Source organism: Amycolatopsis sp. NPDC114505, assembly GCF_055633615.1.
Window position 1 is genome coordinate 1,173,801 of sequence record NZ_JBVKDV010000002.1, and the last position, 23,778, is coordinate 1,197,578.

27 protein-coding genes are annotated in these 23,778 nt (G+C 71.7%); 19 read left to right on the forward strand and 8 right to left on the reverse strand.

Features of this window, described 5'->3' with window-relative positions; genetic code table 11:
* Positions 1-35 precede the first annotated feature (35 nt).
* Genes ACZ7OU_RS23615 through ACZ7OU_RS23650 form a run of 8 tightly spaced genes read left to right on the forward strand, consistent with a single transcriptional unit; the run spans position 36 to position 7,897 of the window.
* The gene (locus ACZ7OU_RS23615; protein WP_470256701.1) at positions 36-1,355 is read left to right on the forward strand and encodes an MSMEG_0569 family flavin-dependent oxidoreductase; all 1,320 of its coding nucleotides are present in this window, start codon (positions 36-38) and stop codon (positions 1,353-1,355) included.
* Positions 1,355-2,191: an amidohydrolase family protein gene (locus tag ACZ7OU_RS23620; protein WP_470256702.1), complete on the forward strand. Its 837-nt coding sequence runs from the start codon at positions 1,355-1,357 to the stop codon at positions 2,189-2,191. Before ACZ7OU_RS23615 ends, ACZ7OU_RS23620 begins: the two co-directional genes overlap by 1 nt.
* A 4-nt stretch (positions 2,192-2,195) precedes the next feature.
* The gene (locus tag ACZ7OU_RS23625) at positions 2,196-2,708 is read left to right on the forward strand and encodes an MSMEG_0572/Sll0783 family nitrogen starvation response protein (protein ID WP_086864132.1); all 513 of its coding nucleotides are present in this window, start codon (positions 2,196-2,198) and stop codon (positions 2,706-2,708) included.
* 9 nt (positions 2,709-2,717) lie between these two features.
* Complete coding sequence (locus tag ACZ7OU_RS23630; RefSeq protein WP_470256703.1) at positions 2,718-3,788, forward strand: MSMEG_0568 family radical SAM protein; 1,071 nt, start codon at positions 2,718-2,720, stop codon at positions 3,786-3,788.
* 1 nt (position 3,789) lies between these two features.
* Positions 3,790-5,160 (forward strand): MSMEG_0567/sll0787 family protein, encoded by a 1,371-nt coding sequence (locus ACZ7OU_RS23635; RefSeq protein WP_470256704.1) that lies wholly within the window; start codon positions 3,790-3,792, stop codon positions 5,158-5,160.
* Entirely contained in the window at positions 5,157-5,987 is an 831-nt protein-coding gene (locus tag ACZ7OU_RS23640; RefSeq protein WP_470237930.1) for a carbon-nitrogen hydrolase family protein, read from the forward strand. Before ACZ7OU_RS23635 ends, ACZ7OU_RS23640 begins: the two co-directional genes overlap by 4 nt.
* Entirely contained in the window at positions 5,988-6,818 is an 831-nt protein-coding gene (locus tag ACZ7OU_RS23645; protein ID WP_372665914.1) for a carbon-nitrogen hydrolase family protein, read from the forward strand. It abuts the gene before it with no gap.
* Positions 6,818-7,897, forward strand: a complete 1,080-nt coding sequence (locus ACZ7OU_RS23650; RefSeq protein ID WP_470256705.1) for an MSMEG_0565 family glycosyltransferase — start codon at positions 6,818-6,820, stop codon at positions 7,895-7,897. Before ACZ7OU_RS23645 ends, ACZ7OU_RS23650 begins: the two co-directional genes overlap by 1 nt.
* Before the next feature lie 174 nt (positions 7,898-8,071).
* Here the strand turns inward: ACZ7OU_RS23650 and ACZ7OU_RS23655 are convergent, their stop codons facing one another.
* Entirely contained in the window at positions 8,072-8,653 is a 582-nt protein-coding gene (locus tag ACZ7OU_RS23655; RefSeq protein ID WP_470256706.1) for a TetR/AcrR family transcriptional regulator, read from the reverse strand.
* A gap of 76 nt (positions 8,654-8,729) precedes the next feature.
* Here ACZ7OU_RS23655 and ACZ7OU_RS23660 point away from each other — a divergent pair, with 76 nt between their 5' ends.
* Both ACZ7OU_RS23660 and ACZ7OU_RS23665 read left to right on the forward strand, forming a co-directional pair.
* Complete coding sequence (locus ACZ7OU_RS23660) at positions 8,730-9,038, forward strand: hypothetical protein (protein ID WP_470256707.1); 309 nt, start codon at positions 8,730-8,732, stop codon at positions 9,036-9,038.
* A gap of 3 nt (positions 9,039-9,041) precedes the next feature.
* Positions 9,042-9,641 (forward strand): DUF2218 domain-containing protein, encoded by a 600-nt coding sequence (locus tag ACZ7OU_RS23665; RefSeq protein ID WP_470256708.1) that lies wholly within the window; start codon positions 9,042-9,044, stop codon positions 9,639-9,641.
* Positions 9,642-9,713: 72 nt separating this feature from the next.
* Here the strand turns inward: ACZ7OU_RS23665 and ACZ7OU_RS23670 are convergent, their stop codons facing one another.
* A complete protein-coding gene (locus tag ACZ7OU_RS23670) occupies positions 9,714-10,289 on the reverse strand; it encodes a DUF305 domain-containing protein (protein WP_470256709.1) in 576 nt (191 codons plus the stop codon).
* Positions 10,290-10,344: 55 nt separating this feature from the next.
* Positions 10,345-10,752, reverse strand: coding sequence for a DUF6153 family protein (locus ACZ7OU_RS23675; RefSeq protein ID WP_470256710.1), 408 nt, complete (start codon positions 10,750-10,752; stop codon positions 10,345-10,347).
* A 122-nt stretch (positions 10,753-10,874) separates the two neighbouring features.
* Between ACZ7OU_RS23675 and ACZ7OU_RS23680 the strand changes: the two genes are divergently transcribed.
* Together ACZ7OU_RS23680 and ACZ7OU_RS23685 are read left to right on the forward strand one after the other, a co-directional pair.
* Positions 10,875-11,375, forward strand: coding sequence for a SigE family RNA polymerase sigma factor (locus ACZ7OU_RS23680; RefSeq protein WP_470237923.1), 501 nt, complete (start codon positions 10,875-10,877; stop codon positions 11,373-11,375).
* The gene (locus tag ACZ7OU_RS23685; protein ID WP_470256711.1) at positions 11,375-12,427 is read left to right on the forward strand and encodes a hypothetical protein; all 1,053 of its coding nucleotides are present in this window, start codon (positions 11,375-11,377) and stop codon (positions 12,425-12,427) included. Before ACZ7OU_RS23680 ends, ACZ7OU_RS23685 begins: the two co-directional genes overlap by 1 nt.
* A 73-nt stretch (positions 12,428-12,500) precedes the next feature.
* Here ACZ7OU_RS23685 and ACZ7OU_RS23690 read toward each other — a convergent pair whose 3' ends face one another.
* Positions 12,501-13,766 (reverse strand): PP2C family protein-serine/threonine phosphatase, encoded by a 1,266-nt coding sequence (locus tag ACZ7OU_RS23690; protein ID WP_470256712.1) that lies wholly within the window; start codon positions 13,764-13,766, stop codon positions 12,501-12,503.
* 95 nt (positions 13,767-13,861) lie between these two features.
* Complete coding sequence (locus tag ACZ7OU_RS23695) at positions 13,862-13,987, reverse strand: hypothetical protein (RefSeq protein ID WP_470237920.1); 126 nt, start codon at positions 13,985-13,987, stop codon at positions 13,862-13,864.
* A 126-nt stretch (positions 13,988-14,113) separates the two neighbouring features.
* Between ACZ7OU_RS23695 and ACZ7OU_RS23700 the strand changes: the two genes are divergently transcribed.
* Positions 14,114-14,593: a hemerythrin domain-containing protein gene (locus tag ACZ7OU_RS23700; RefSeq protein WP_470237919.1), complete on the forward strand. Its 480-nt coding sequence runs from the start codon at positions 14,114-14,116 to the stop codon at positions 14,591-14,593.
* A 19-nt stretch (positions 14,594-14,612) separates the two neighbouring features.
* On the opposite strand, the gene ACZ7OU_RS23705 is transcribed toward ACZ7OU_RS23700, so the two are convergent.
* Positions 14,613-15,161, reverse strand: a complete 549-nt coding sequence (locus ACZ7OU_RS23705) for a TetR/AcrR family transcriptional regulator (protein ID WP_470256713.1) — start codon at positions 15,159-15,161, stop codon at positions 14,613-14,615.
* Positions 15,162-15,213: 52 nt separating this feature from the next.
* Between ACZ7OU_RS23705 and ACZ7OU_RS23710 the strand changes: the two genes are divergently transcribed.
* Positions 15,214-16,068, forward strand: coding sequence for an alpha/beta hydrolase (locus ACZ7OU_RS23710; protein ID WP_470256714.1), 855 nt, complete (start codon positions 15,214-15,216; stop codon positions 16,066-16,068).
* Between the two features lie 16 nt (positions 16,069-16,084).
* On the opposite strand, the gene ACZ7OU_RS23715 is transcribed toward ACZ7OU_RS23710, so the two are convergent.
* On the reverse strand, positions 16,085-16,990 hold the full coding sequence (locus ACZ7OU_RS23715; protein WP_470256715.1) for a MurR/RpiR family transcriptional regulator: 906 nt from the start codon (positions 16,988-16,990) through the stop codon (positions 16,085-16,087).
* Positions 16,991-17,061: 71 nt separating this feature from the next.
* Here ACZ7OU_RS23715 and ACZ7OU_RS23720 point away from each other — a divergent pair, with 71 nt between their 5' ends.
* From ACZ7OU_RS23720 to ACZ7OU_RS23740, 5 genes are all read left to right on the forward strand, one after another.
* Positions 17,062-17,958, forward strand: a complete 897-nt coding sequence (locus ACZ7OU_RS23720; protein ID WP_470256716.1) for a transporter substrate-binding domain-containing protein — start codon at positions 17,062-17,064, stop codon at positions 17,956-17,958.
* 2 nt (positions 17,959-17,960) lie between these two features.
* Positions 17,961-18,806: an amino acid ABC transporter permease gene (locus ACZ7OU_RS23725; RefSeq protein WP_470256717.1), complete on the forward strand. Its 846-nt coding sequence runs from the start codon at positions 17,961-17,963 to the stop codon at positions 18,804-18,806.
* Entirely contained in the window at positions 18,803-19,567 is a 765-nt protein-coding gene (locus ACZ7OU_RS23730; protein ID WP_470256718.1) for an amino acid ABC transporter ATP-binding protein, read from the forward strand. Before ACZ7OU_RS23725 ends, ACZ7OU_RS23730 begins: the two co-directional genes overlap by 4 nt.
* 16 nt (positions 19,568-19,583) lie before the next feature.
* Positions 19,584-20,741, forward strand: a complete 1,158-nt coding sequence (locus ACZ7OU_RS23735; protein ID WP_470256719.1) for an NAD(P)/FAD-dependent oxidoreductase — start codon at positions 19,584-19,586, stop codon at positions 20,739-20,741.
* Positions 20,742-20,877: 136 nt separating this feature from the next.
* Positions 20,878-23,130, forward strand: coding sequence for a protein kinase domain-containing protein (locus ACZ7OU_RS23740; protein WP_470256720.1), 2,253 nt, complete (start codon positions 20,878-20,880; stop codon positions 23,128-23,130).
* Here the strand turns inward: ACZ7OU_RS23740 and ACZ7OU_RS23745 are convergent.
* Positions 23,099-23,761, reverse strand: a complete 663-nt coding sequence (locus ACZ7OU_RS23745; protein WP_470256721.1) for a TetR/AcrR family transcriptional regulator — start codon at positions 23,759-23,761, stop codon at positions 23,099-23,101. The two genes, ACZ7OU_RS23740 and ACZ7OU_RS23745, sit on opposite strands and share 32 nt — an antisense overlap.
* Positions 23,762-23,778 lie beyond the last annotated feature (17 nt).

Below are 23,778 nucleotides of genomic sequence, written 5' to 3' on the forward strand. Positions count from 1 at the left end.
CCGTCCGGACATCGTCCGCCGGTGCACTGATCGGCATGAACTTCGAGCTCGACGGCCTGCATCGGCCGGTGATCGTGGTCGGTGGCGGCCAGGCGGGACTGTCGATGTCCCACTGCCTGACCGCTGCCGGAGTCGGGCACCTGGTGCTCGAACGCGAGCGCGCGGGGCACGAATGGCGGGCCCGCCGCTGGGACAGTTTCTGCCTGGTCACGCCGAACTGGCAATGCCGGCTGCCCGGGTTCCCCTACGCGGGCGACGATCCGGACGGGTTCATGGTCCGCGACGAGATCGTCGCCTACCTCGAGTCGTACGTGAAGGACTTCGACGTCCCGCTGCACGAGGGCGTCGAGGCGACGCGGCTGCGTCAGCTGCCCGGCGGCGGCTTCCGGCTGACGACGTCGGCCGGTGAGCTGACCGCCGACCACGTCGTGCTGGCCACCGGCCCGTACCAGGTGCCGTTGAAGCCGCGGCTGGCCGAGCGGCTGCCCGAGCACGTCGTCCAGCTGCACTCGGCCGAGTACCGCAACCCCGCTCAGCTGCCCGAGGGGGACGTCCTCGTCGTCGGCACCGGGCAGTCCGGCTGCCAGATCGCCGAGGACCTGCACCTGGCCGGGCGCCGCGTGCACCTCGCCGTCGGGTCGGCGCCGCGGGTGGCCCGGCGCTACCGCGGCCGCGACGTCGTCGCCTGGCTCGACGAGATGGGTTACTACGCCAGGGGAATCGACGAGTTCGCCGACGCGGACGCCGTCCGGTTCCGCGCCAACCACTACGTCACCGGCCGCGATGGCGGGCACGACATCGACTTGCGCGCGTTCGCCACCCAAGGCATGCAGCTCTACGGCCGGCTCACGAACGTCCGAAGTGGACAGTTGAGCTTCGCCGGCGACCTGGGCCGCAACCTCGACGCCGCGGACGCCGTGTCCGAGGGCATCAAGGACTCGATCGACGCCTTCATCGCGCAACGCGGGATCGCGGCACCCCGCGAGGAGCGGTACAAGCCGGTCTGGGAGCCGCCGGACGGCCCTCGCACTCTCGACGTGGAAGCGCTTTCGGCCGTCGTCTGGAGCACGGGGTTCGGCCGGGACCACCGGTGGATCGACGTCCCGGTGTTCGACGGCAAGGGCTACCCGACGCACCACCGCGGCGTCACCAGCTGTCCCGGCCTGTACTTCCTCGGCCTGCCGTGGCAGCACACCTGGGGCTCCGGCCGGTTCTGCGGCGTCGCGGCGGACGCGGAGTACCTCGCCCGGCGGATCACCGGCGGCGGACGCGGGGACGTCCGGTGGCTCTCCGGCACGCCGGTGAGCACCTACCCGGCCGACGACGACTGGGTCGCGCCGCGGACGGTGGCCTGATGAAGTGGACCCACGACGCCCACCGGCACCTGGGCGTGCTGCCGGCGTACCCGTTCTACGGCGGGCCACCGGTCGCACCCGCGGTCGGCAGCCGCGCGACGATCGGCGAGCTGCTGTCCGATATGGACCGTGAAGGCACCGAACGCGCGCTGGTGATCCCGAACTACGGCGTCCCGGACCCGGCGATCGCGTTCTCCTTCAACGAACTCTGCGTCGAGGCGGCGGGCAAGGACGACCGGATCAGCGCCGCGCTGTGGGTGTCCCCGCGGGCCGAAGACGCCGACCGCACCGAAGAAGCGCTGACGCTGGCGGGTGAGGAAGGCGTGCGGGCACTGAAGCTCAGCTTCCTGCTGGGCGGCAAGGCATCCGACCCCGCGTGCAAGCCGCAGCTGGACCGGATCTTCGCCACCGCGCGGGAGCACGACCTGGTCGTGCACGTCCACACCTCGCCGGGCGCGGCGTCGGACATCGACGAGGTCGGCAAGCTCGTCGACGCCTACGCCAGCGACGTCAAGCTGCACCTCGTCCACTTCGGCGGCGGCATGAGCGGGCACATCAAGCTCGTCGGCGGCCGCTTCTTCGACTGGATCGCCGCCGGCAAGCAGGTCTACACCGACCTGTCCTGGGCGATCGGCTTCACCCCGCGCTGGCTCGTCGAAGAGATCTCGCGCCGGGGCCTCGGCCACGACCGCGTGCTGTTCGCCTCCGACCAGCCGTGGGGCGATCACGAGGGCGAACTCGCCAAGCTGGCCGCCGCGGCCGGCGACGGCGAGCTCGCCGACCTGGTTTTCCGCGGCACGTTCGACGTGCTGTACGGACCGAAGAAAGGGAAATAGACCGATGGCAGAGCTGACCGAAACCGAGAAGACCAGCCTCGACGAGATCCCGCACCCGTCGCTGCCGCAGGGGTCCAGCCTCTACGGCGGGACCAAGGTCTTCCCGGACTACCAGGCCGAACCCGGCCAGAGCTACTTCACGCTCGTGCACGGCATCGCGCACGAGTCGTCGGTGAGCTTCGTCGCGATCCTGCAGGCCACCCGCGCGCTGCGGAAGGGGTTCGAGGCCGCGATCTACTTCTACGGCCCCGGTTCGCTGAACTGCCTGGCCACCCGCGGCTTCCCGACCACCGGCAACGCCGCGTTCCCGGGCGAGCTGAACATCAACGACCAGCTCAAGACGTTCATCTCCGAAGGCGGCAAGGCCTACTGCTGCCGGTTCGGCCTGTCGCTGCACGGCGCGCGCGAGGAGGACCTCATCGAGGGCGTCATCCCGACCCACCCCCTGGATGTGCAGGACGCGCTGATCCACTACGCGCGCAAGGGCGCCATCATCAACTCCACCTACATGTTCTAGGAGCGGTCCGTGCGCGTTGGCATCGAAGAAGATCTGGACACCCGCGCCGACATCGCCGTCCGCGGGGTGCGCGTGGACGCACCCGTACAACGCAGCAAGGGCGCCGGGCCGAGCGACGACGGCCACCTGGTCGTCGACGGTGCCAACGCCACGCTGCCGCTGAACCCCGACAGCCCCTACGAGGTCCGCGACGGCCGGATCCACCGCGGAACGGTCGATCTCGGCCTGAGCGTGACACCGGTGGCGCGGCCGCGGTTCTACGACCTGTCCACTTCGGACGGGACCCCGTACCGGAAGATCGCGCTGCTGCACGGCAAGGACGTTCTCGCGACGACCGCCGTGCAAACCTGCGTCCGGTACGCCGAGGACCAGCGGTGCCGGTTCTGCACCATCGAGGAGTCGCTGCGAGCCGGGTCCACCGTGGCCGCCAAGACACCGGCGCAGCTCGCCGAGGTCGCCGAAGCGGCCGTACGTCTCGACGGCGTCCGGCAGATGGTCATGACCACCGGCACCACGGCCGGACCCGACCGCGGGGCCCGGCACCTCGTCCGGTGCGTCCGGGCGGTGCTCGACGCCGTGCCGGGCCTGCCCATCCAGGTGCAGATCGAGCCGCCGGGCGACCTCGCTGTGCTCACCGAGCTGCGCGACGCCGGAGCGACGTCGATCGGCATCCACGTCGAGTCCCTCGACGACGACGTCCGTCGGCGCTGGATGCCCGGCAAGTCGACGGTGCCCATGGCGGAGTACGAAGCCGCGTGGGCGGAAGCGGTCCGGGTGTTCGGGCGCAACCGCGTCTCGACGTACCTGCTGATCGGCCTCGGCGAGGACCCGGACGACCTCGTCGAGGGCGCCGGGCGGCTGATCGGCATGGGCGTCTACCCGTTCGCCGTGCCGATGCGGCCGATGGCCGGCACGCTGGCCCGTCGGGACGGCGCGACCGCACCTTCACCCGCGCTGGTCGCGGACGTCACCGGCCGCATCGCCGCGTTGCTGCGGGCGGCCGGGATGACCGGGGCGGACCAGGGCGCGGGCTGTGCCGCGTGCGGCGCGTGCGGTCTGCTCAGCGCGGCGGGAGGCTGACGTGGACCACGACATCCTCGCGTTGCTGGGCGACGTCCGCAGCATCGCGGCCCGCCCGGCGTTCCACCTCGAGCCCGCCGACCACAGTGGACTGACGGCCTACCGCGCGTTGCGCCATGAGGCTTTCGTGGCGCGGCAAGGGCTTTTCGCCGGCCACGACCTCGACGACCACGACACCGACTCGCGCACGATCGTGCTGGTCGCGCGGAACACCGCCGGAGAAGTGCTCGGCGGGGTCCGGCTCGGCCCGGCCACGGACGGCCCGGACCTCGGCTGGTGGCGGGGCGGGCGCTTGGTCGTCGCGCCCGGTTCGCCGGCCGGGATCGGCTCGGCGCTGGTCCGCGCGGCGTGCGCGCGGGCCGAAGCCGAAGGGGCGCTGCGGTTCGAAGCGACCGTGCAGATCCGCACGGAAAAGCTGTTCACCCGGCTCGGCTGGCACCGGGTGCGGCCGGTCACCGTCGCCGGGCACGACCACGTGCTGATGCGGTGGCCGATCGGCCGGATCGCCGCGCTGGCCCGGTCGACGAAGGCCGCGCTCGGCCCGCTGCTGCGCGGGCTGACCGGCGTGCCGGGCTTCGTCGGCGACGACGGCGTCCCGCTGCCCGGCACCGACGTCGTCGCCGCCTGCGACGCGATCATCCCGGCCATGGTCGAACGCGACCCGGAATGGGCGGGCTGGTGCTCGGTGCTGGTCAACCTCAACGACCTGGCCGCGATGGGGGCCATGCCGACCGGGCTGCTCGACGCGCTGGGCGCCCGGGACGCGTCCTTCGCCGCTCGTGTCCTGAGTGGACTGCGCAAGGCGAGCGAAGCGTACGGCGTGCCGGTGCTCGGCGGCCACACGCAGTTCGGCGTGCCGGCTTCGCTGTCGGTCACGGCGCTGGGCCGGACCACCGACCCGGTGCCCGGCGGTGGCGGAAAGCCGGGTCAGCGCGTCTGGCTGACCGCGGACCTGGCCGGTGGCTGGCGGCCCGGCTACACCGGCCGCCAGTGGGACTCGACCAGCTTCCGGCGTACGCCCGAGCTGCGCGAGCTGCTCGGCTCGGTGGCGAAGGCGAGACCGGCCGCGGCCAAGGACGTCTCGATGGCCGGGATCGCGGGCACCCTCGGCATGCTCGCCGAGGCGTCCGGCTGCGGCGCGGTCCTGGACGTCGAGCGCGTCCCGCGGCCCCGCGAAGCGTCCACAGGGGACTGGCTGACCTGCTTTCCCGGCTTCGCGATGCTCACCGCCGGCGCGCCGGCGCCGGCCGGCCCGGCGGTCACCGCGGAGTGCGGCGAGCTGGTCGCGGGCACCGGCGTCACACTGCGCTGGCCCGACGGCGAAACGACGCCCGCCATCGACGGCGGCGTCACCGGATTGGGGAACTCATGACCACACTCAGGATGGCCGCGGTCGCCGCGCCGTTCGACCGCGACCTCGAAGGCGACTTCGCCCGCATCGAGAAGCTGATCGGCGAGGCGAAGGCCGAGGGCGTGCGGCTGCTGGCGCTGCCGGAAGCGGCCCTCGGCGGTTACCTCGCCAACCTCGACGGCGGCGCCGAAGGACCGCCCGCGCTGGCCGTCGACGGCCCGGAGGTGAAGCGGCTGGCGGCGCTGGCCGGCGACCTCGTCGTCACGGCCGGGTACTGCGAGATCGCCGGCGGCCGCCGCTACAACTCCGCGGTCTGCGTGACCGGCGACGGTGTCCTAGGCAACCACCGCAAGGTCCACCAGCCGCTCGCCGAAAACGCCAGCTACGGCGCCGGCCGCGGGTTCGCCGCGTTCGACACACCGGTCGGGCGTCTCGGCATGATGATCTGCTACGACAAGGCTTTCCCCGAGTCCGCGCGGGCACTGGCGCTGGACGGCGCCGAGATCGTCGTCTGCATGAGCGCCTGGCCCGGCAGCCGGACCAACGCGGCACCCGATCTGGCGCAGGACCGCTGGAAGCGCCGCTTCGACCTGTTCGACCGGGCTCGCGCGCTGGAGAACCAGATCGTCTGGCTCTCGGCCAACCAGTCCGGCACCTTCGGCGACCTGCGGTTCGTCGCGAGCGCCAAGGTCGTCGAACCCGGGGGCGAGGTCCTCGCCGACACCGGCGTCGCCGAGGGCATGGCGATCGCCGAACTCGACGTCGAGCAGGCGCTGACCACGGCCCGGCGGTCGATGGGACACCTGGCGGACAGACGACCCGACGCCTACCCGGTTAGTGTCCCGTGAATGGGGCAGATCCGCATCGCCGCCGTCGCCGCGCACTTCGGCCGCGACCTCGACTTCGACCTGCAGCGCATCGCGACGCTGATCGACCACGCGCGGTCGTCCGGCGTCGCGCTGCTGGTGCTGCCGGACGCGGCCCTCGGCGGGTACCTCGCCGACCTGCGCCATCCGGACCCGGACGCGCTGCCGCCCGCGCTCGACCCGGACTGCCCGCAGCTGAAGACCATCGCCTCGCTCGCCGCGGAAATGGTCGTCTGCGTGGGCTACTGCGAGGCCGACGGGCCGCGGCGCTACAACTCCGCGGTGTGCGTCACCGGCGACGGCGTGCTCGGCCGGCACCGCAAGGTCCACCAGCCGCCGGGGGAGCAGGTCGCCTACGCACCCGGTGCCGAGTTCGCCGCGTTCGACACCCCGGTCGGGCGGCTGGGCATGCTGATCGACTACGACAAGACGTTCCCCGAGTCGGCTCGCTCGCTCGCGGTCGACGGCGCCGACGTCGTCGCCTGCCTGAGCGCGTGGCCGACCAGCATCACCAACCGCGCGCCGCGGATGGCGCAGGACCGGCAGTCGCGCCTGTTCGACCTCTACGACCAGGCGCGGGCGGCGGAGAACCAGGTGGTGCTCGTCTCGTCCAACCAGACCGGCGCGATGGGCGGGATGCGGTTCCTCGGCCAGGCCAAGGTCGTCGGACCCGGCGGGGAGATCCTCGCCCGCACCTGGTCGAAAGCCGGCATCGCGGTGGCCGAGCTCGACGTCGAGCAGGAGCTCGCCAACGCCCGCCGCGTGCTGCACCACCTGGGGGAACGGAAACCGTCGGTGTACCGGGAGGCTTGATGCGCATCGCCCTGCTCAGCTACTCCACGAAACCCCGCGGCGGCGTGGTGCACACCCTCGCGCTGGCCGAGGCCCTCGCCGAGCTGGGCGAGGACGTCACGGTGTGGACGCTCGGACGCGGCGGCGACGCGGGGTTCTTCCGGCCGGTCGACCCGCGGGTGCGGCTTTCGATCGTGCCCTTCCCGGACGTCCCCGGCGAATCGGTCGGGGCCCGGATCCTGCGGTCGATCGCGGTGCTGCGCGCGGCGTTCACCCCGGACGAATACGACGTCGTGCACGCGCAGGACTGCATCAGCGCCAACGCCGTCGACCGCTGCGTCCGGACGATCCACCACTTGGACACCTTCACGACCCCGGAACTGGCGGCCTGCCACGAGCGCGCGATCGTCCGGCCGTACGCGCACATCTGCGTGTCGGCGTCGGTGGCGGCGGAAGTCCGCACCGGCTGGGACATCGAGGCGACGGTGATCCCCAACGGCGTCGACTACGACCGTTTCGCGACGGCGCCGCGTACGGGGGAGCGGGGCCGGTACGTGCTGGCGGTCGGCGGGATCGAGCCGCGGAAAGGGTCGCTCGACCTCCTCGAGGCGTATGCGTTGCTGGCCGACCCGGACCTCCGTCTGCTCATCGCCGGCGGCGAGACGCTCTTCGACTACCGCGACTACCGGACCCGCTGGGAGAAGCGGGCCGCCGAACTGGGTGTCGAGCCGGTCGTGCTGGGCCCGGTCGCGCACGACGAGCTGCCGTCGCTGGTGGCCTCGGCGGCGGTGTTCGCGTTCCCGTCCACCAAGGAGGGCTTCGGGCTGGCTGCGATGGAGGCCCTCGCCGCCGGCGTGCCGGTGGTCACCCGCGACCTGCCGGTGCTGCGCGAGGTCTTCGGCGGGGCCGCGCGGTTCGCCGACGGCCCACCCGGCTTCGCACGGGAGCTGCGAGCCGCGCTCGGCGGCGCCGACCCGGCACCGGGACGGGCACTGGCCCGGCGCTACACGTGGACGGGGGCCGCCGAAGCTCATCGGACCTTCTACCGGAGCCTGCGCAGATCCGCCGGGTCTGCGCCTCTTCCGAACCGGTCGGCGTGAGTTCGCCGGGTCCGAACTCGGCGGCTGCCTCGAACCCGGAAGCCGGAGGCCGGCCAGGACGTTCCTCGGGCCCACGCAGGCCCGGTGTCGTGGAGCGGATCAGCTCGTCGACCCCGCTGGGCCGGATGGCCGAGGCGGCGGCCGGCGCCTGAACCCGGAGCTTCGGCGTCTCGGTCAGCTCGGGCGGCGCAGCCCGTCCAGGGTGATGGTCGCCAGGCGTTGTGCCGCGGCGCGGGACGGCAGTGCGCCGGCGGCGGTCAGCGCGTGGAGGCAGTAGGTCGCCAGCTCGTCGGCCGACACGTCGTCGCGGACGTCCCCGGTTTTCGCGGCTTCCGCGAGCAGGTCGCGGAACAGCGCGTGCAGGTGCTGCTGGGCCTGTGCGACGTGCTCGCCGCGGTGCAGCAGCGCCGGCAGCTCGGTGCCGTGGTGGTGCCGGGCCCGTTCGTGCTGGATCTCCGCGTACTCGCCGAGCACCTTTTCGAGGCGCTCGGCGGCCGTGCCGTCCTGGTCGCGGATCTCGGCGAGCTGGGCGAGGTGGGCGCGGATCCGGCGTTCGTGCCAGGCGGACAGGATCGCCTCGACGTCGGGGAAGTACTTGTACAGCGTCGCCCGGCCGATGCCGGTCTTCGCGGCGATCTGCGCCATCTTCACGCCGGTCAGGCCGTGCTCGGCCACCAGCTCCGCCGTGGCGTCCAGGGTCGCGTCGCGCACCGCCTCCCGGTGCGCCTCGATCGTGTCGTTCCACAGCTTCGGCACGCTCTGAGCATACATACCGCCGCCTGCGAGACAATATGAATTGACAGCGACACAGTGTCTCGATAAAACTGGGCCGATGACAGCTTCGCGACCCCATGGCCCCGACGACCTGTACCGCACCCCGCCACCGTGGGACATCGGACGGCCCCAAAGCGCCTTCCGCGCGCTCGCCGACGCGGGCGCGATCCGCGGCCGGGTCCTCGACTGCGGCCTGTTCCACATCTTCGACGCCGAAGACCGTGCCGCCTACGTCGATGGCCTGCGCACCGTGCTGCGGCCCGGCGGTCGCGGGTGGCATGTCGACTCGATCGAGCCCGCCACCATCGAAATCACCACCGACCCGGCCGGTGTCCGCGCCTGGTCCGTCGCGTGCACGAGGGTCTGAACCATGCCGGTCGCCGAAGCGCACGTCGACACCCCGCGCGCCGAGCGGTTCCTCGCCCAGCTGTGCCGTCACGCCGAAGCCATGGGCGCCCGTCACCCGCACCGCGGCGATGGGCAACCGCGTCCCGAAGTCGTGAAGGTCGAGTACGCCGGCAACGAAGGGAAGATCACCTTCAGCTGGGGTGACTGCACCCTCCGGTCCACTTCGGACATGTTGTGGGTGCGCGTCGAAGCCGGGAACGCGGACCAGTTGGCGCGGCTTCAGGGCATTCTCACCGCGGACCTGGAGAGGTTCGGCCGGCGTGACCACCTCGAGGTGACCTGGCACGGCCAGGAAGGAGTAGCCGTCCGCCGGTCGCGGAGCACGACGATCGCGCTCGTCGTCGCCGCGGTGGTCGCCGTGGCCGCGCACCTGGTGCTCGGTGGCGCCGCGCTGGCCGCGTGGCGCTGGACGAGCGTGGTCGCCGACGTCCTGGTGGGGCTGGTGATCCTGAAGATCGTCGCGGTGACGTTGTTCGCGCGGCGCCGGTTCCGAGGACACGGACTCGCCGCGCTCACCTCGGCGCGAACTCACCGCAGAAGACCGCCGGACCCGAGCGCGTGACCGGTCAGGGTCTCCGAGCAGCCGAGGGAACCGGGGCGGCACCGCGGGTGTGCGACGCCGCCCCGGCCTCGCTCAGCTCTGCGCGAGCAAGCCCCGCATCTCGGTGATCTCGGCCTGCTGGGCGTCGATGATCTTCCGGGCCAGCGCCTTGGCGTCGGTGTTGCCGCCCTTGGCGAGTTCGGTCCCGGCCATGTCGATCGCGCCCTGGTGGTGCTTGATCATCATGTCCAGCCACATCTTGTCGAACTCGGCGCCCTTGGCGGCCTCGAGCTTCTTCATGTCGTCTGCGGGCATCATCCCGGGCATGTCGTGATCCATGCCGGGCATGCCGGACATGCCGGCGCCCCAGGTGGTCAGCCAGCCCTGCATCTGCCGGATCTCGGGGTCCTGGGCCTTCTCGATCCGGCTCGCGAGGTCGAGCACCTTCGGGTTCGTGCTGCGTGACGGCACGAGCTTCGCCATCTCGAGCGCCTGGCTGTGGTGCGGGACCATCTGCTGGGCGAACGTGACGTCGTCGGCGTTGTGGCCGGCGTCCGCCTGCGCCGACGGGCTGGAGCTCATCCCGGGCATGGAGTCGTTGCTGCCGCAGGCGCCGAGCAGGACGGCGGAGGCCAGCACGAGGCCGGCGATGGTGAAGTTTTTGCGCATGACAAATCTTTCTCTGTGAACGTGCGGGATCCGACGGTCGGGGGAAACCGCCCGGTCAGGTCCGCAGAACGCACAGAGAAGTCAGGATGGCGCGGCCGTTTCCGTCCGGCGGACGTCCCCGGCTCGGTGAGCCGCGGGAGTCGGTCGTCCGGGAGAACGCCGTGGTGAACCACGAGACACCCAGCAGGACGGCGACGGCCAGCAGAAGGGCGCCCGCCGCGCACAGGACGGCGAGGCAGAGGTGGAGGATGTCGTGCAGGCCGCCCGGCATGCCCGGATCGTGTTCGCCGGAGCCCGTTTCCGGCGGAGCGGTGGCTGACTGCGGACCGGGGTCCGCCATGGCGTGCATGGCCGTGCCGCCGGCGGCGTTCGCCATCCCGACGTGGTGCATGGCGACGACGCCCAAGGCGAGCGCGCACAGGAGGAGAACCTGCCGCACCTTGCCGAGCCGGTTCGCCGTCACGGCTTCACCGTATCAACCACGGGCAGCTCCCCGGCGGGCGCTGGTTTCGGCGCAGCGCGGGTTCGTGAAAGAAGTTCTGCGTGGAGGTACACGGATCGTGCACGGCAGCAGTCTACGTAGTGATGGCTGACTACGAGGACTTCGTCCGGGCGCACCTGCCGCGGTTGCTGCGCTACGCGACGATGCTGACCGGGGAGCGGGAACAGGCCGCTGACCTGGTGCAGGACGTGCTGGTCAAAGCGTACCGACGGTGGTCGCGGATCAGCGACGCCGAGCACCCCGACCGTTATGTCCTGCGGATGGTGACCAACGACTACCTGTCCTGGCGGCGCAGCCGCTCGGCGCGGCTGATCGCCGTGGGCGACCCGCCGGACGAGGCGCGGCCGGATGACTTCGCGTCGGACCACGCGGCCCGCGAGGACATGTGGCAGCGCTTGGCGCGGTTGCCGCGGCGCCAGCGCGCGGTCGTGGTGCTCCGGTACTACGAGCAGCTCGCCGACACCGACATCGCGGACCTGCTCGGCTGCGCCCAAGCCACCGTGCGAGCCCACTCCCGTAAAGCCCTGACGACCCTGCGACACGGCCTGAGCACCGACCGGATGGCCCAGGCGAAGGAGAGCTGATGGACATCGAGAACCTGATCAAGGACACCTTCACCGCCCACGAGCCCGACGCCCCCGACAGCGACCAGGTGCTCGCGGCCACGCGTCAGCGCCTCGACCGCAAGCGCGCCGCGGTGAGCCGTCCGCTCGCGGCCGGCGCCGGGGTGGTGCTGCTCGCCTTGGGCGTGGTCGCCGCCGTCGCGCTGAACCGGCCCGCGGGCGACAACCAGGTAGCCGCGGGCACCGGCCAGGCCGGCGGTCCGGTCGCCGTCGAGGCACCGGCCAAGGCGGCCATCGCGGAGCTGGCCATGCCCTACTCGCTCGGCTGGCTGCCGCCGGGCAAGGCCGACTACCTCGCGCGCCGGATCAACATCGGTGGCAGCGCGGCCGACCCGCACAAGCCCGTGTACGGCGGCGAGTACATGCTGACCGTCACGTCCGGGCGTCAGGTCCTGCTCGTGGACGTGCAGGAGATGAAGATGATGCCGGTCGGGCAGGCCGCCTTCAAGTCCGGTCCGGGCCGGGCCGTCACGATCGGCGGGCGGGCCGGCGTGGAGAGCTCGAACTCCGGCGGCCCTGGCGGTTACGAGGTGTACCTGACCCACCCCGAGGGTGGTTCGCTGTACGTCAACGTGGCCGCGCAGCCGGGCAGCGCGGCGTCGGCGCAGCAACTGACCGACGCGGGCCGCCGCGTCGCGGAGAACGTCGCCTTCCCGGGCAAGACCACCGTCACCCCGGCGTTCGGCCTCGGCAAGCTGCCCGACGGCCTGCGGATGTGCACGTTCGGCGTCGAGCAGGGCGGCCCCTTCGGTTCGAGCGGTCCGCGCACGAGCTACTCGGTGGGCACGTGCAGCACCTTGCCGCCGGTCCAGGTGCGCGGCGACGAGGCCGGCCAGGTGCGCGGCACCGCGGGACAGCCGGTCCAGGGACACGCGACCCGCTACGTGGACGAGAACGGTTACCGCACGCTCTGGATCCTCAAGGCCGTCCACGACGCGCCGATCGCCATTGCGGGCCCCGGCGCGCAGGCGGAGCTGTACGCCATCGCCGAGCACCTCGTCCTGCCCCGCTGAGGTCCCGTGGGTCCTCTTCGGACACGACCGAGGAGGACCCACGGTCGGCGGCCCCGGGCGTGTCTGTTCGTCGTCACGTGCCCGCCGGTTGTCGCGTCGTGGGCCGGCGGATGGCCAGCAGCACGGTGTCGTCCGCGTAGAGCACCACATCGTGCATGCGGTTCACGACTTCGCGCGGCAGCCCCGCCGTGGGCCAGTCGGCGTGCGCGCCGGCCTGTTCCAGCAAGCGGGCCTGGCCCTCATCGATGTTCTTGCGGGTTTCGACCAGTCCGTCGGTGTAGAGCAGCAAGGTCGCCCCCGGCTCGAGCTCGACGTCGAGCAGGCGCGGGCTGCCCGGATCGGGGAACCCGACTCCGCGGCCGGTGGCCGGAGGGCACAGGAGCCGCGTCGAGCCGGCGGGGTCGATGAGGACGGGTTCCGGGTGGCCGCCGTTGGCGAGCCGGGTCGCGCCGGTCGCGGGGTCGATCCGGGCCAGCACCACGGTCGCCATGAGGTGGGGCGCGATCGGTGCGACGGTGCGCGAAGCGTGGGCGATCAGGTCGGGAAGGGGGTGCCCTTCCAGCGCGAGGGTGCGGATCGTGTGGGTGACGGTGAGGGCGTCGCGGGTCGAGGCGACGCCGTGGCCGACGGCGTCGACCAGCGTTATGTGCAGGTGGCCGTCGGGCAGGACGAACCAGTCGTAGAGGTCGCCGCCGGTGGGGGAGTCCGGTTCGGTGGGGGAGTAGCAGACGCCGAGCTCCAGGCCCGGGACCGACGGTGGCGGGGGCCGCAGCGCGTCTTCCAGTTCCTGGAAGATCCGCGAGTGGGCGTGGCGGAGCTGCTCGTCGCGCTGTTCGAGTTCGACGTACATGGCCAGCACGCCGCTGTTGGTCTCGGCCAGCTCCTGCTTGAGTTCTTGCTGTTCGCGGGCGAGCGCGTCGGCCCGGTGGGTGAGCGCGAGCAGCTCTTCGCGGGTCGCCTGGTCGTCATCGGCCGGTGCGGGGATCGGGCGGTCGCCGGTGATGAGGCGCCAGGTGGCGCGGCCGTCGTCCGTCGCGGTCGCGGGCCGCGGCAGGGTGTCGAGGTCGGACTGGCTGACCGGCTCCGGCAGCCGGACGCTGACCGTGAGTACGCCGTCGTCCACGGCGGTTTCCAGGTCGATGGTCCCGCCGGCGGCGAGGACCGGGTCGGTGAGATGGCCGACCGCCAGCACCAGCCGGGCTCGGTTTTCGGCGGGGATCCCGCCTTCGCCGCACGCGGTGCGAACTCGGCGTCGCAGCCGCGCGACGGCTTCTTGCCGGTTGATGCCGAGTATGCCGGCCGCCCCGCCCGAAGCCGGCTCCGTGCGAGACAGATCCACGAGGATCACTCTCGCACCTCGCCGCCGAACCGGCAGAACGATGACAAAGGTCCGCGGCGGCGAGGATGCGTTGTCAGGCCGACGTGGACTTCGAGTCAACCCGATTGCGGGTCGGAGTCGTCGTGTTGATCACCCGACGAGGTTCCCTGCTCGCCTCGGGCTTCTTCGTCGTTCGGGGATTCCGCGGCGTCGCGGCGGTCCTCGGGGGACGGTTCGGTCACGGTGGTCTCCTTTCGTCAGGCCACGGCTACCCCCGGGTGCGCAGGACAAACGCGGGACCTCCCCGCGGCACGGTCGGTTGAAGCGGGTGATGCCGGGTATACCCCCGGTAACCAAGGAGGCTGCCGATGTCGACCGACGCGATCGTTCTGCTCAAAGAGGATCACCGGAAAGTCGAGAAGCTGTTCAAGGCGTTCGAGAAGGCGGGTGACAAGGCTTTCAAGGAGAAGCGCAAGCTCGTCGACGCGATGGTCGAGGAGCTGACGACCCACACCTACATCGAAGAAGAGATCTTCTACCCGGTCGCCAAGGAAGCGGTCCCGGAAACACGCGACCACGTGCTGGAAAGCGTCGAAGAGCACCACGTGATGGTGTGGCTGATGGCCGAGCTGCGGGACCTGGACCCGCAGGACGAGACGTTCGACGCGAAAGTCACCGTGCTCACGGAGAACGTCCGCCACCACGTCGAGGAAGAAGAAGAGGAGTGGTTCCCGGAGGTTCGCAAGGCATTGGGCCGCAAGCGCCTCCAGGAAGTGGGGCAGCGCATGCTCGACGCCCGTCCGGACGCGCCCAAGGATCCCCTGAAGATCGCCAGCGCGCACGCCTGAGTGACTGACGGCCGACCGCTCAAGGACGCATGCGCAGGATCAACGCGACCACGTCCTCCGAATGGGCCGCCGGACTCAGGATTTCCTGCAAGAGCAGCCCTCGAATCGCCGCGATCGTGACGGTCGCCAAGGTCAGCGCTTCCGTCGCGTCGAGCCCTTCCGCGCGGGAGGCCAGCAGCTTCGTGAGGTCGTCGAGGGAGTCGATGAACTCGCGGAAGTCGTCCGGGTTGTACGCGGCCAGACCCGCGACGTGGAAGAAGCCGCGTACGCGCGACAGCTGCTCCGGGCGGGTGTACGACCGCCAGATCGCCCTCACGAGGTCGTCGAACGTGCCCTGCTGGGCGGACTTGAACAGCTCCTCGTTGTCACGCGTTCGCTGGGCCTCGAGCATCGCCGCCAACACGCCCGAGAGCGACCCGAAGTGGTAGCGCAGGAGGGCGTGGCTCGTCTCGGTCCGGGCCGCGACCTCGCGCAGCGACACCTCCGGCGAGGGAAGAGCCTCGTCGAAGGCCTCGAGGAGCCGGGCCAAAAGACGCTCGCGGGCGTCGCCCTTGCTTGACAGGATCACCTCCGCAGTTTATCCATTGGAAAAGAGAGACTGCAACGGCGGAGGGATTGCGATGAGCGCGATGTGGCAGGGCTGCCTCGCTGACACCGACTACTTCGAGCTGCGTTCAGGCGGTGGGCACGACTACGGCGTCTGGGTCACCACGCCACCGGGCTACGGCCCCGCCACGACGCGAGCGCCGGTCGTGTATGTGCTTGACGGCAACTGGGCTGTCGGCATGACCGCTCCGCTCATCGTCACCCAGCTGGACCCCATGCAGCGGCTCCGGCCCTACATCCAGGTCAGCGTCGGCTACGCGGGCGACGAAGCCCAGCACTGGGCCCGGCTGCGCAACCGGGACCTCGTGCCACCCGGCGAGCCCATCGCCCAGGAGCTCGTCGATGCCGTCGAGATCGGACTTCAAGCGGGCGCCATGACGCGCGAGGAAGCCGACGCCTACCTCGCCGAACTGCGTGACACCCGCGCCGATGCGTTCCTGGGTTTCCTCGTCGACGACCTGCACCCGCGGATCGAACGCGACTACGGCGTCGCCGAGAGCGGCCACGGCCTCTTCGGCTACTCCTACGGCGGCCTCTTCAGCCTCTACGCCTGGCTCACCGGCACCACGCTTTTCGAGAGCATCGGCGCGGGCAGCCCCGGCGTCGCCGGCGAAGACAGCACGGTCTTCGCCCAGCTCCAGGAGATGGGTGACAGCCTGCCTGCCGCCAAGCTCCACGTGACCCTCAACGATCGGGAGCTTCTCGGAGACCTGGCCGTCTACCAAAGCATCGCGAAGAACACCGCCGCCCTCCTGCACCGCCTCACCTCACGCGGCGGCGACGTCACCAGCGCGGTCCTGCGCGAAACGCACGTGACCGGCCTGCAGGCCTCCTTCCTCAGCTACCTCAGGACCTGCCGCGCCCGGTGACGGCGCACCCGCCGGGTCAGTCGGATCCGTTGTCCGGCAACGGGAACTTCGGCGGGGTCAGCGGCACGTCGAGGCTTCCTTCGACGAGCTCCGTCCGCAGCCGGTTCGTGGCCTTCCAGCCGTCCAGGGCGCGGGCCGGGTCGGCCGCCGACACCGCCAGGAGCAGCGCGTCCACGAGGAGGAGCTGGCACACCAGGCCGCTGGGCAGCGCGTTCTCCGTGGACGGCGTCACCAGCACCGTTTCCACCCGGTCCGCGAAGTGGCTGGCCAGCATCTCGGTGATCAGCACGATCTTGCAGCCGATGCGGAGCGCTTCGCTGATCGCCACGTCGTGTTCGCGCACGTGGCGCAGCGGGGCGACCAGCACCAGCGCCGAGTCCGGCCGCAGCTGGCCGAGCTCGTCGGCGAAGTTGTAGCCGGTCAGGCCGGTCACCGTCGCGATCCGGCCGATGCGGCGAAGCCCGAGCGCGAGTGAGTCGGCCACCGGCAGGGCCGATCCGTAGCCGACGACCAGGGTGTTCGCCGCCGCGGCGAGGGTGGCGGCCGCGGCCTCGAACGTCTCGGGCGGGACCGACCGGGGGAGCGCCTGGACGAGCTCGGCCGCGTCCAGGCTGATCTTGGCCAGGAGCTGACCGCCGTCGTCGGACCGGGTCAGGTGCTCGGCGAGGGTCTGCTCCGGGTCGCGGACCGGGTTGAGCACCGCCGCGGCCGCGCGGCGCAGTTCGCCGAGGCCGCTGAAGCCCAGCTGCTTGACCGTCCGGATGACCGTCGCGTCGCTGACCTCGGCCCGCCGCGCGATCTCCTGCGCCGAGAAGACCGACGCCTCGGCGGGGTGGCGGGCGAAGAAGTCGACCACCCGGATCCCGCCGGCGCTCAGCTGGTCACGGACCTGGGCGATGCGTTTCGTGAGCGTCTGATCCATCTAGTGCCCACTAGACATTCGCGATTTCATGAAGTACACACTACATCACCCTGATGGGCGGAGGTAGTGAGATGCCACGGACACGCCGGTTGCTCGCGGCGGTACTGGTCCCGATCCTGACGTTGACCGGCTGCGGGCTCGGCTCGGCGGGCGCCGCCGACCCCGCGCTGGTGACCCGGCCCCACGGCCGGTGCGACCCGGCGATGACCGCGGCCCTCCCCGGGCCCGTCCGCCAGCGCGGCGCGTTCCAGGTCGCGATGGTGCCGGACACGCCGCCGATGGCCTACTACGCCGAGGACGACGCGACGATCGTCGGCTTCGACCGCGACCTGAGCCAGGCCATCGCCGACGTGTTCTGCGTCGGGACCGACCCGGTCCCCACCAACATCGACGCGGTCGTGCCCGGGCTCGCTTCCGGGCGCTACGACCTGGTGCTCGCCTCGCTCAGCCCGACCGCGGAACGGCGGAAGAAGGCCGACTTCGTCACGTACTACAACGGCGGGCAGGGCTTCCTCGCCGGCCGCACCACGGACTTCGCCGTGAACACCTACGCAGACCTGTGCGGCCGCGAGGTCGGCGTCGTCGTCGGGTCGGTCCAGCAAGGACAGCTGGACCAGGCGGGGAACACCTGCGCCGAGGCCGGGCGGCCCGCCTGGCGGGTCAGCCTGTTCCCCAACGGCAGCGCGGCGGTGCTCGCCCTGCGCAGCGGCCGCATCGACGTCCTGTACTTCTCGATTTCGCTGACGCAGTACGTCGCGAGCCGGTCGCCGGACCTGTTCCGGCTGGCCGGCCGGTACAAACGGGCCATCGTGGCGCTGGGCCTCAAACGGGACTCGCCGCTGACCGGCGCCGTCCACGACGCCGTGCGCCGCCTGATGGCCGACGGCACCTACCGCGCGATCCTGGACAAGTGGGGCCTCCAGGAGAACCACCTCGACACCACGGAGATCCTGAAAGGACGGTCCTGAGCATGGTTTCCCTCGACCGCGGCACGGAAACGCGGCTCCCGGCCCGGATCCTCGGCCGGAAGAAGTACGGCACGTGGATCGCCGGCGCGGTCGCCGCGGTGGTCGTCGCGCTGGTCCTCGTGTCCGCCTTCACGAACGAGAACTTCTCCTGGCCGGCGTTCGGGCACTACCTCTTCAGCCCGTCGCTCCTGCTCGGGTTGTGGCACACCGTCGAGCTGGCGGTGATCTCGATGGCGCTGTCGATCGTCCTCGGGGTCGTCCTGGCCATGATGCGCCAGTCGGCGAACAAGGTGCTGACGACGGCGGCGGGCGCGTACGTCTGGGTCTTCCGCGCGACGCCGCTGCTCGTGCTGCTGCTCCTGCTCTACAACCTGGCCGCGCTGTACCCGAAGCTTTCCTTCGGGACGCTGGTCTCGGTGGACACGAACACCGTCATCACGGTGGCGGGCGCGGCGATCATCGGGCTCACCCTGCACGAAGCGGCGTACTGCGCGGAGATCTTCCGCGCCGGGCTGATCTCCGTGGGACGTGGTCAGCGCGAAGCGGCCGAGGCGCTGGGGATGCCCGGTTCGCTGGCGCTGCGCCGGATCATCCTGCCGCAGGCCATGCGCACGATCGTCCCGCCGCTGACCAACCAGTTCGTCAACGTCGTGAAGACGACGTCGATCGTCAGCGTCATCGCGATGCCGGAACTCCTCTACAGCGCCCAGATCATCTACGCGCGCACCTACGAGACGATCCCGCTGCTGCTGGTCGTGACGTTCTGGTACCTCGTCGTCACCGCTCTGCTCACCGTCGCCCAGCGACGCGTCGAACGCCACTTCAACCGCGGGGAGGCGGTCCTGTGACCACGTCGGCGATCGAGATCCGGGGCGTGCACAAGCGGTACGGCTCCCTGCCCGTCCTGCACGAGGTCGACCTGGTCGTGCGGCCCGGCGAGGTCGTCTGCCTGATCGGCCCGTCGGGATCCGGGAAGAGCACGTTGCTGCGGTGCATCAACAACCTGGAGAAGATCCAGGCTGGCTCGATCCTCGTCGACGGAGGGCTCGTCGGCTACCGGTGGGCCGGCGACGACCTGCGGGAGACGACGCCGCGCCAAGCCCGCCGCGCCCGCCGGGACATCGGGATGGTGTTCCAGCAGTTCAACCTGTTCTCCCACTTCACGGTGCTGCAGAACCTGATCGAGGCGCCGGTCCGCGTCCTCGGCGTCCCGCGCCGCGAGGCGGTCGAGCGTGCCGACGAGCTGCTGGCGAAGGTCGGGCTGTCCGACAAGCGCGAGAGCTACCCGGCGCAGCTGTCCGGCGGGCAGCAGCAGCGCGTCGCCATCGCGCGCGCCCTGTGCATGAAACCGAAGCTCATGCTGTTCGACGAACCGACCAGCGCGCTGGACCCCGAGCTGGTCGGCGAGGTCCTCGACGTCCTGCGCGACCTCGCCCGGGACGACCTGACCATGGTCATCGTCACGCACGAAATGGGGTTCGCCCGCCAGGTGGCGGACACGATCGTCTTCATGGACCAGGGCCGGATCGTCGAACGGGGACCGGCCGGTCAGGTCCTCGACGCCCCGCGTGAGGACCGCACCCGCCGCTTCCTCGAGCGGGTCGGCTGAAAGGGAGGAATCGCACGTGAAATCCGTCGAGTACGCCGTCGTCGGGGGTGGTGTCGTGGGCACCGCCACCGCGTGGAACCTCGCCCGCCGCGGCGCGGAAGTCGTGCTGCTGGAAGGGAACGAGCTCGCGTCCGGCGCGTCGGGCGGCCCCGGGCGCCGGGGTGTCCGCGCGGGTGGCCGGGACCTGCGGGAGCTGCCGCTGGCGCGCCGCGCGATGGAGCTGTGGCCGGAGCTGGACTCGGCGCTCGGGGCGCCGACCGGCTACCGGCGCAACGGCCTCCTCAGTCTCTACGACGTCGAGGTCGCCGGGGTTTCGGGCTGGCAGAGCCTGCCCGCCCGGGCGCAGGCGCAGCGGGCGGCGGGCATCCCGTGCGAGGTCGTCGAGCGCGAGCGGCTGGACGCAATGCAGCCGGGCCTCGCCGGCGACATCCGGGTCGCGCTCTTCACACCCGAAGACGGCACCGCCGACCACCCGGCGACCACGAGGGCGTTCGCCAAGGCCGCCGGCGAGCTGGGTGCGCGCGTCCTCGAGCACACCGCCGTGACCGGGCTCGTCCCGCACGCCGACGGCTCGGTCACGCTGCGCCTGGCCGAGGGCGACGAGGTGCGCGTCACCCGCGGGGTGGTCCTCGCGGCCAACCGGGCGGTGCCGCGGCTGCTCGCGGACTCGTTCGGCCTGAGCCTGCCGGTGTGGGAGAAGGCCACCCAGGTCACGTTCGTCGCGCGGCCACCGGGCTTTTCCCTGAACCACCAGGTCGGGCACACCCGGCGCTCGCTGTCGGTGAAGCTGACCGACGAGGGCCGGGTGATGCTGTCCGGCGGTCGGCCGGGCGGCTGGGACGCGGCGAGCGGCGTCGGCACGCCCGATCCGGAGGTCCTGCGCGCCACCCTCGCCGACGTGGCCGCGACCATCCCGGCACTGGCCGGCGCCGAGGTGCTCGCCGTCGACAACAGCCGCGCCGACACCAGCACCATCGACCTGATCCCGGTCATCGACGCCGTGCCCGGCCACGGCACGGTGTTCGCCGGCACCGGCTGGAGCGGCCACGGCTTCGCGCTGGCCCCGGCGGCCGGCGAGGCGCTGGCGGACTGGGCCCTCGACGGAGAGCGCCCGGAAGCGGTGCGGCCCTTCACCTTCGACCGGCTGGGCGTCGGCCGGGGGAGTGCCGGGTGATGTCCCGTCCGGCGGAGGGCCGCGGTTCAGGCCAGTGTCCGGTCTTGGCCAGATGCCGCGTTCCGGTGGTGGGACCCGGTCGGCCGTGATCGGATGTCCTCCGCGAGACGGACACGATGAGGGGACAGCGGCGGGGATGAACGACACCTGGCACGTGCCCGGGTACGCCGAGGTGGATGTGCTCGGCACCGGTGGTTTCGGGCGGGTCGTGCTGGCCAAGCACGAGGCCTCGGGGAAGATGGCGGCGATCAAGTACCTGCGCGCGGAGTTCCTCACCGACGCGCGGATCGTCGACGGGTTCCGGCGGGAGGCGTGGCTGCTGTCCGGCGTGCGGAGCCCGCACGTGGTCCGGCTGTTCGACTTCGCCGAGACGCCCCAGGGTGCCGCGCTCGTCATGGAGGCGGTGCCCGGGGTGTCGCTGCGCGCCCTGCTGGTGGCGGAGAACGTCCTGGCGCCCGAGGCGGCGCTGGCGATCCTGAAGGGCTCGCTGCTGGGTCTCGCCGACGCGCACGCGGCGGGCGTCGTCCACCGGGACTACAAGCCGGGCAACGTGCTGGTGTCGCGGGAGGGCGAGTCGAAGCTGGTCGACTTCGGACTGGCCACTTTGGACGGTCACAACGGACTGACCGCCGGTTCCCCGGCCTACATGGCGCCGGAGCAGTGGGCCGGCCAGCCCGGTGTGCCCGCCACGGACGTGTACGCGGCCGCGTGCGTGTTCTACCAGTGCGTCACCGGGCACCGGCCGTTCGAGGCGGAGACGAGCGAGCAGTTCCGCGCCCTGCACGGGGGAGCGCCGGTGCCGCTGGACGCGGTGCCCGAGCCGCTGCGCCCGCTGATCGCGCGGGGCATGGCGAAGGACCCGGCGTGGCGGCCGGCGACGGCCGAGGCCTTCGTGACCGAGCTGGAAGCCGTCGCCCGCGAGGCCTACGGGAAGAACTGGGAGAAGCGCGGCTGGAAGCGGCTGGCCGGCTCGGCCGCGGCGCTGACCGCGCTGACGCCGTTGGCGCTCCTGACGACCGCCGGCACGGCCGCCGCGCCGCTCGCGGCGGCCGGTGCGGGTGCCGGCGTGACGGCCGCGGGCACCGGGACCGGGGTGACCGCGGCGATGGCAGGCAAGATCGCCGCGGCGGTCGCGATCGCCGCCGGGCTGGTCGCCGGCGGCCTGGTGCTCCTCCCGAGCGGCGACGATCCGCCCGCCCCGCCGCCGGCGGCGGCGCTGACGGTCGCGACGCAGACCCTGTCCGGGCGGGACCCGGCGCTGCCGATGAGCTACGACCTCCAGTACGCGCAGGTGTCCGGTGGTGCCGACGCCGCGGTCCGGCAGCGGATCAACGACGCGTTGCGGGCGCCGATCGACAAGCGGCTGAAGTCGGTGCGGGACGCGGTCGCCCAGCCGGATCTGGTCGATCGGTTCCGGGAGGCGGGCGAGACGGCCGCGCTGCACTCGACCGCGCGGGTCCTGCTGCGGACGCCGGGCCTGCTTTCCGTGCGGTACGACCACGATCTCGACTCGGACCTGCTGGGGCACACCACCTGGCGGTTCCCCGAAGCGTTCTCCGTCGACCTCGCGACGGGGCAGGTGCTGGGCCCGAAGGACGTGTTCCGGCCCGAGATCCTGACCGCCGCCGGCATGCGGACGCTGACCCGGCGGCTGACACCGCACACGCAGAACGGATTCTGCACCGTGCCCACGGTCGTGGGGGATTCGGAGCGGCAGGTCAGCATGGACGCCGCGGACCGGCCCGGCGGCGGTGACCACGTGCCGGCCGCGACGTTCGGGTTCACCGGGGCCGGGGCCGAGTTCGAGATCCTCTGGTACGAGCTCGGCTGTGATTCGGCGTCCGGGAAAGAGTCCGTGGCGCTGCCGTACGACGAGCTCGGCGACCTGCTGCAGCCCAAGTTCCTGACGATGCTGGGCCGGACGGCGCCGTCCGCTTCTCCGACGTCGGCGCCGCCGGGTGCCGGCAAGACGTACACGAACGCCCGCTTCGGCTTCACCACGCAGGTGCCGCCGGGCTACACCGCGTCGTCGTGGGTTCCGGAGAACGGTGAGGGGATGCGGTTCACCAATGCCGGTCTCGGCGCGACGCTGACGGTGTGGGGCACCAACTCGGGAGGCAGCCGGCCGGCCGACGAGCTGGCCCAGCTGGTGGCCTCGGTGGAAGGGAACGGCGGCCGGGTGACCTTCCGTGACGCCGACGGCGCCGGGTACACGGTCTCCGGCTACCAGGGCGACGGCAAGATCTTCTACGAGCACGAGTCCATCGGCACCGGTTCGGCGGCCGGCCTGCGCTGGGTCTATCCGGCCGAGCACAAGGCGGAGCTCGACGGGCCGGTCACCGACACGGTGAAGGCGTTCAAGACCGGCGATCTTTCCCGGCCGCACTGACCGCCGGTTCGCCGCGGTCCCCGCGCAGGTAGCGGGTCACCATGGCGACCAGCTCGTCCTCGAACGTCTCGACCGCGGCGGTCCGCGGCGCGGCCATGAACTTGTGGGTGTTCATCTCCACCGTGAACAGGACGATCTCCGCGGCGACGTCCGCGTCGCCCACGTGGACGTCGGGGTGCCGGACGATGATCTCCCGCACCTGGGCCGTGCGCAGCTTCCCGTGCCGGTCGATCGCGTCGAGCAGGTCCTGGGAAACCGGCGCCTCCTCGACCATCACCCGGAGCAGCCGCGGGTCGTCGCGGTGGTTGTCGATCGCGTCGCGGATCAGCGCCCGGACCGTCGCCTCCAGCGTCCCGGGGGAGAAGTCGAGGGATCCGACGTCGGTCCACGTGCCGCGGTCGATGTGCTGGACCAGGAGCTCGGCGAGGATGGCGTCCTTGTTCGGGAAGTACTGGTAGAGCGAGCCGATGGAGATGCGGGCGTGCTCGGCGATGCGGTTGGTGGTCCCGCCGGCGTAGCCGTGCTCGGCGAAAACGTGAGCAGCCGCGGTCAGGATCCGCTCGCGGGTGAGCTCGGCGCGCACCTGACTGGGCTTGCGACGTGGCTCCAAGCGGCGATCGGCCGGGGGCATCGTGGTCCTCCTGACGG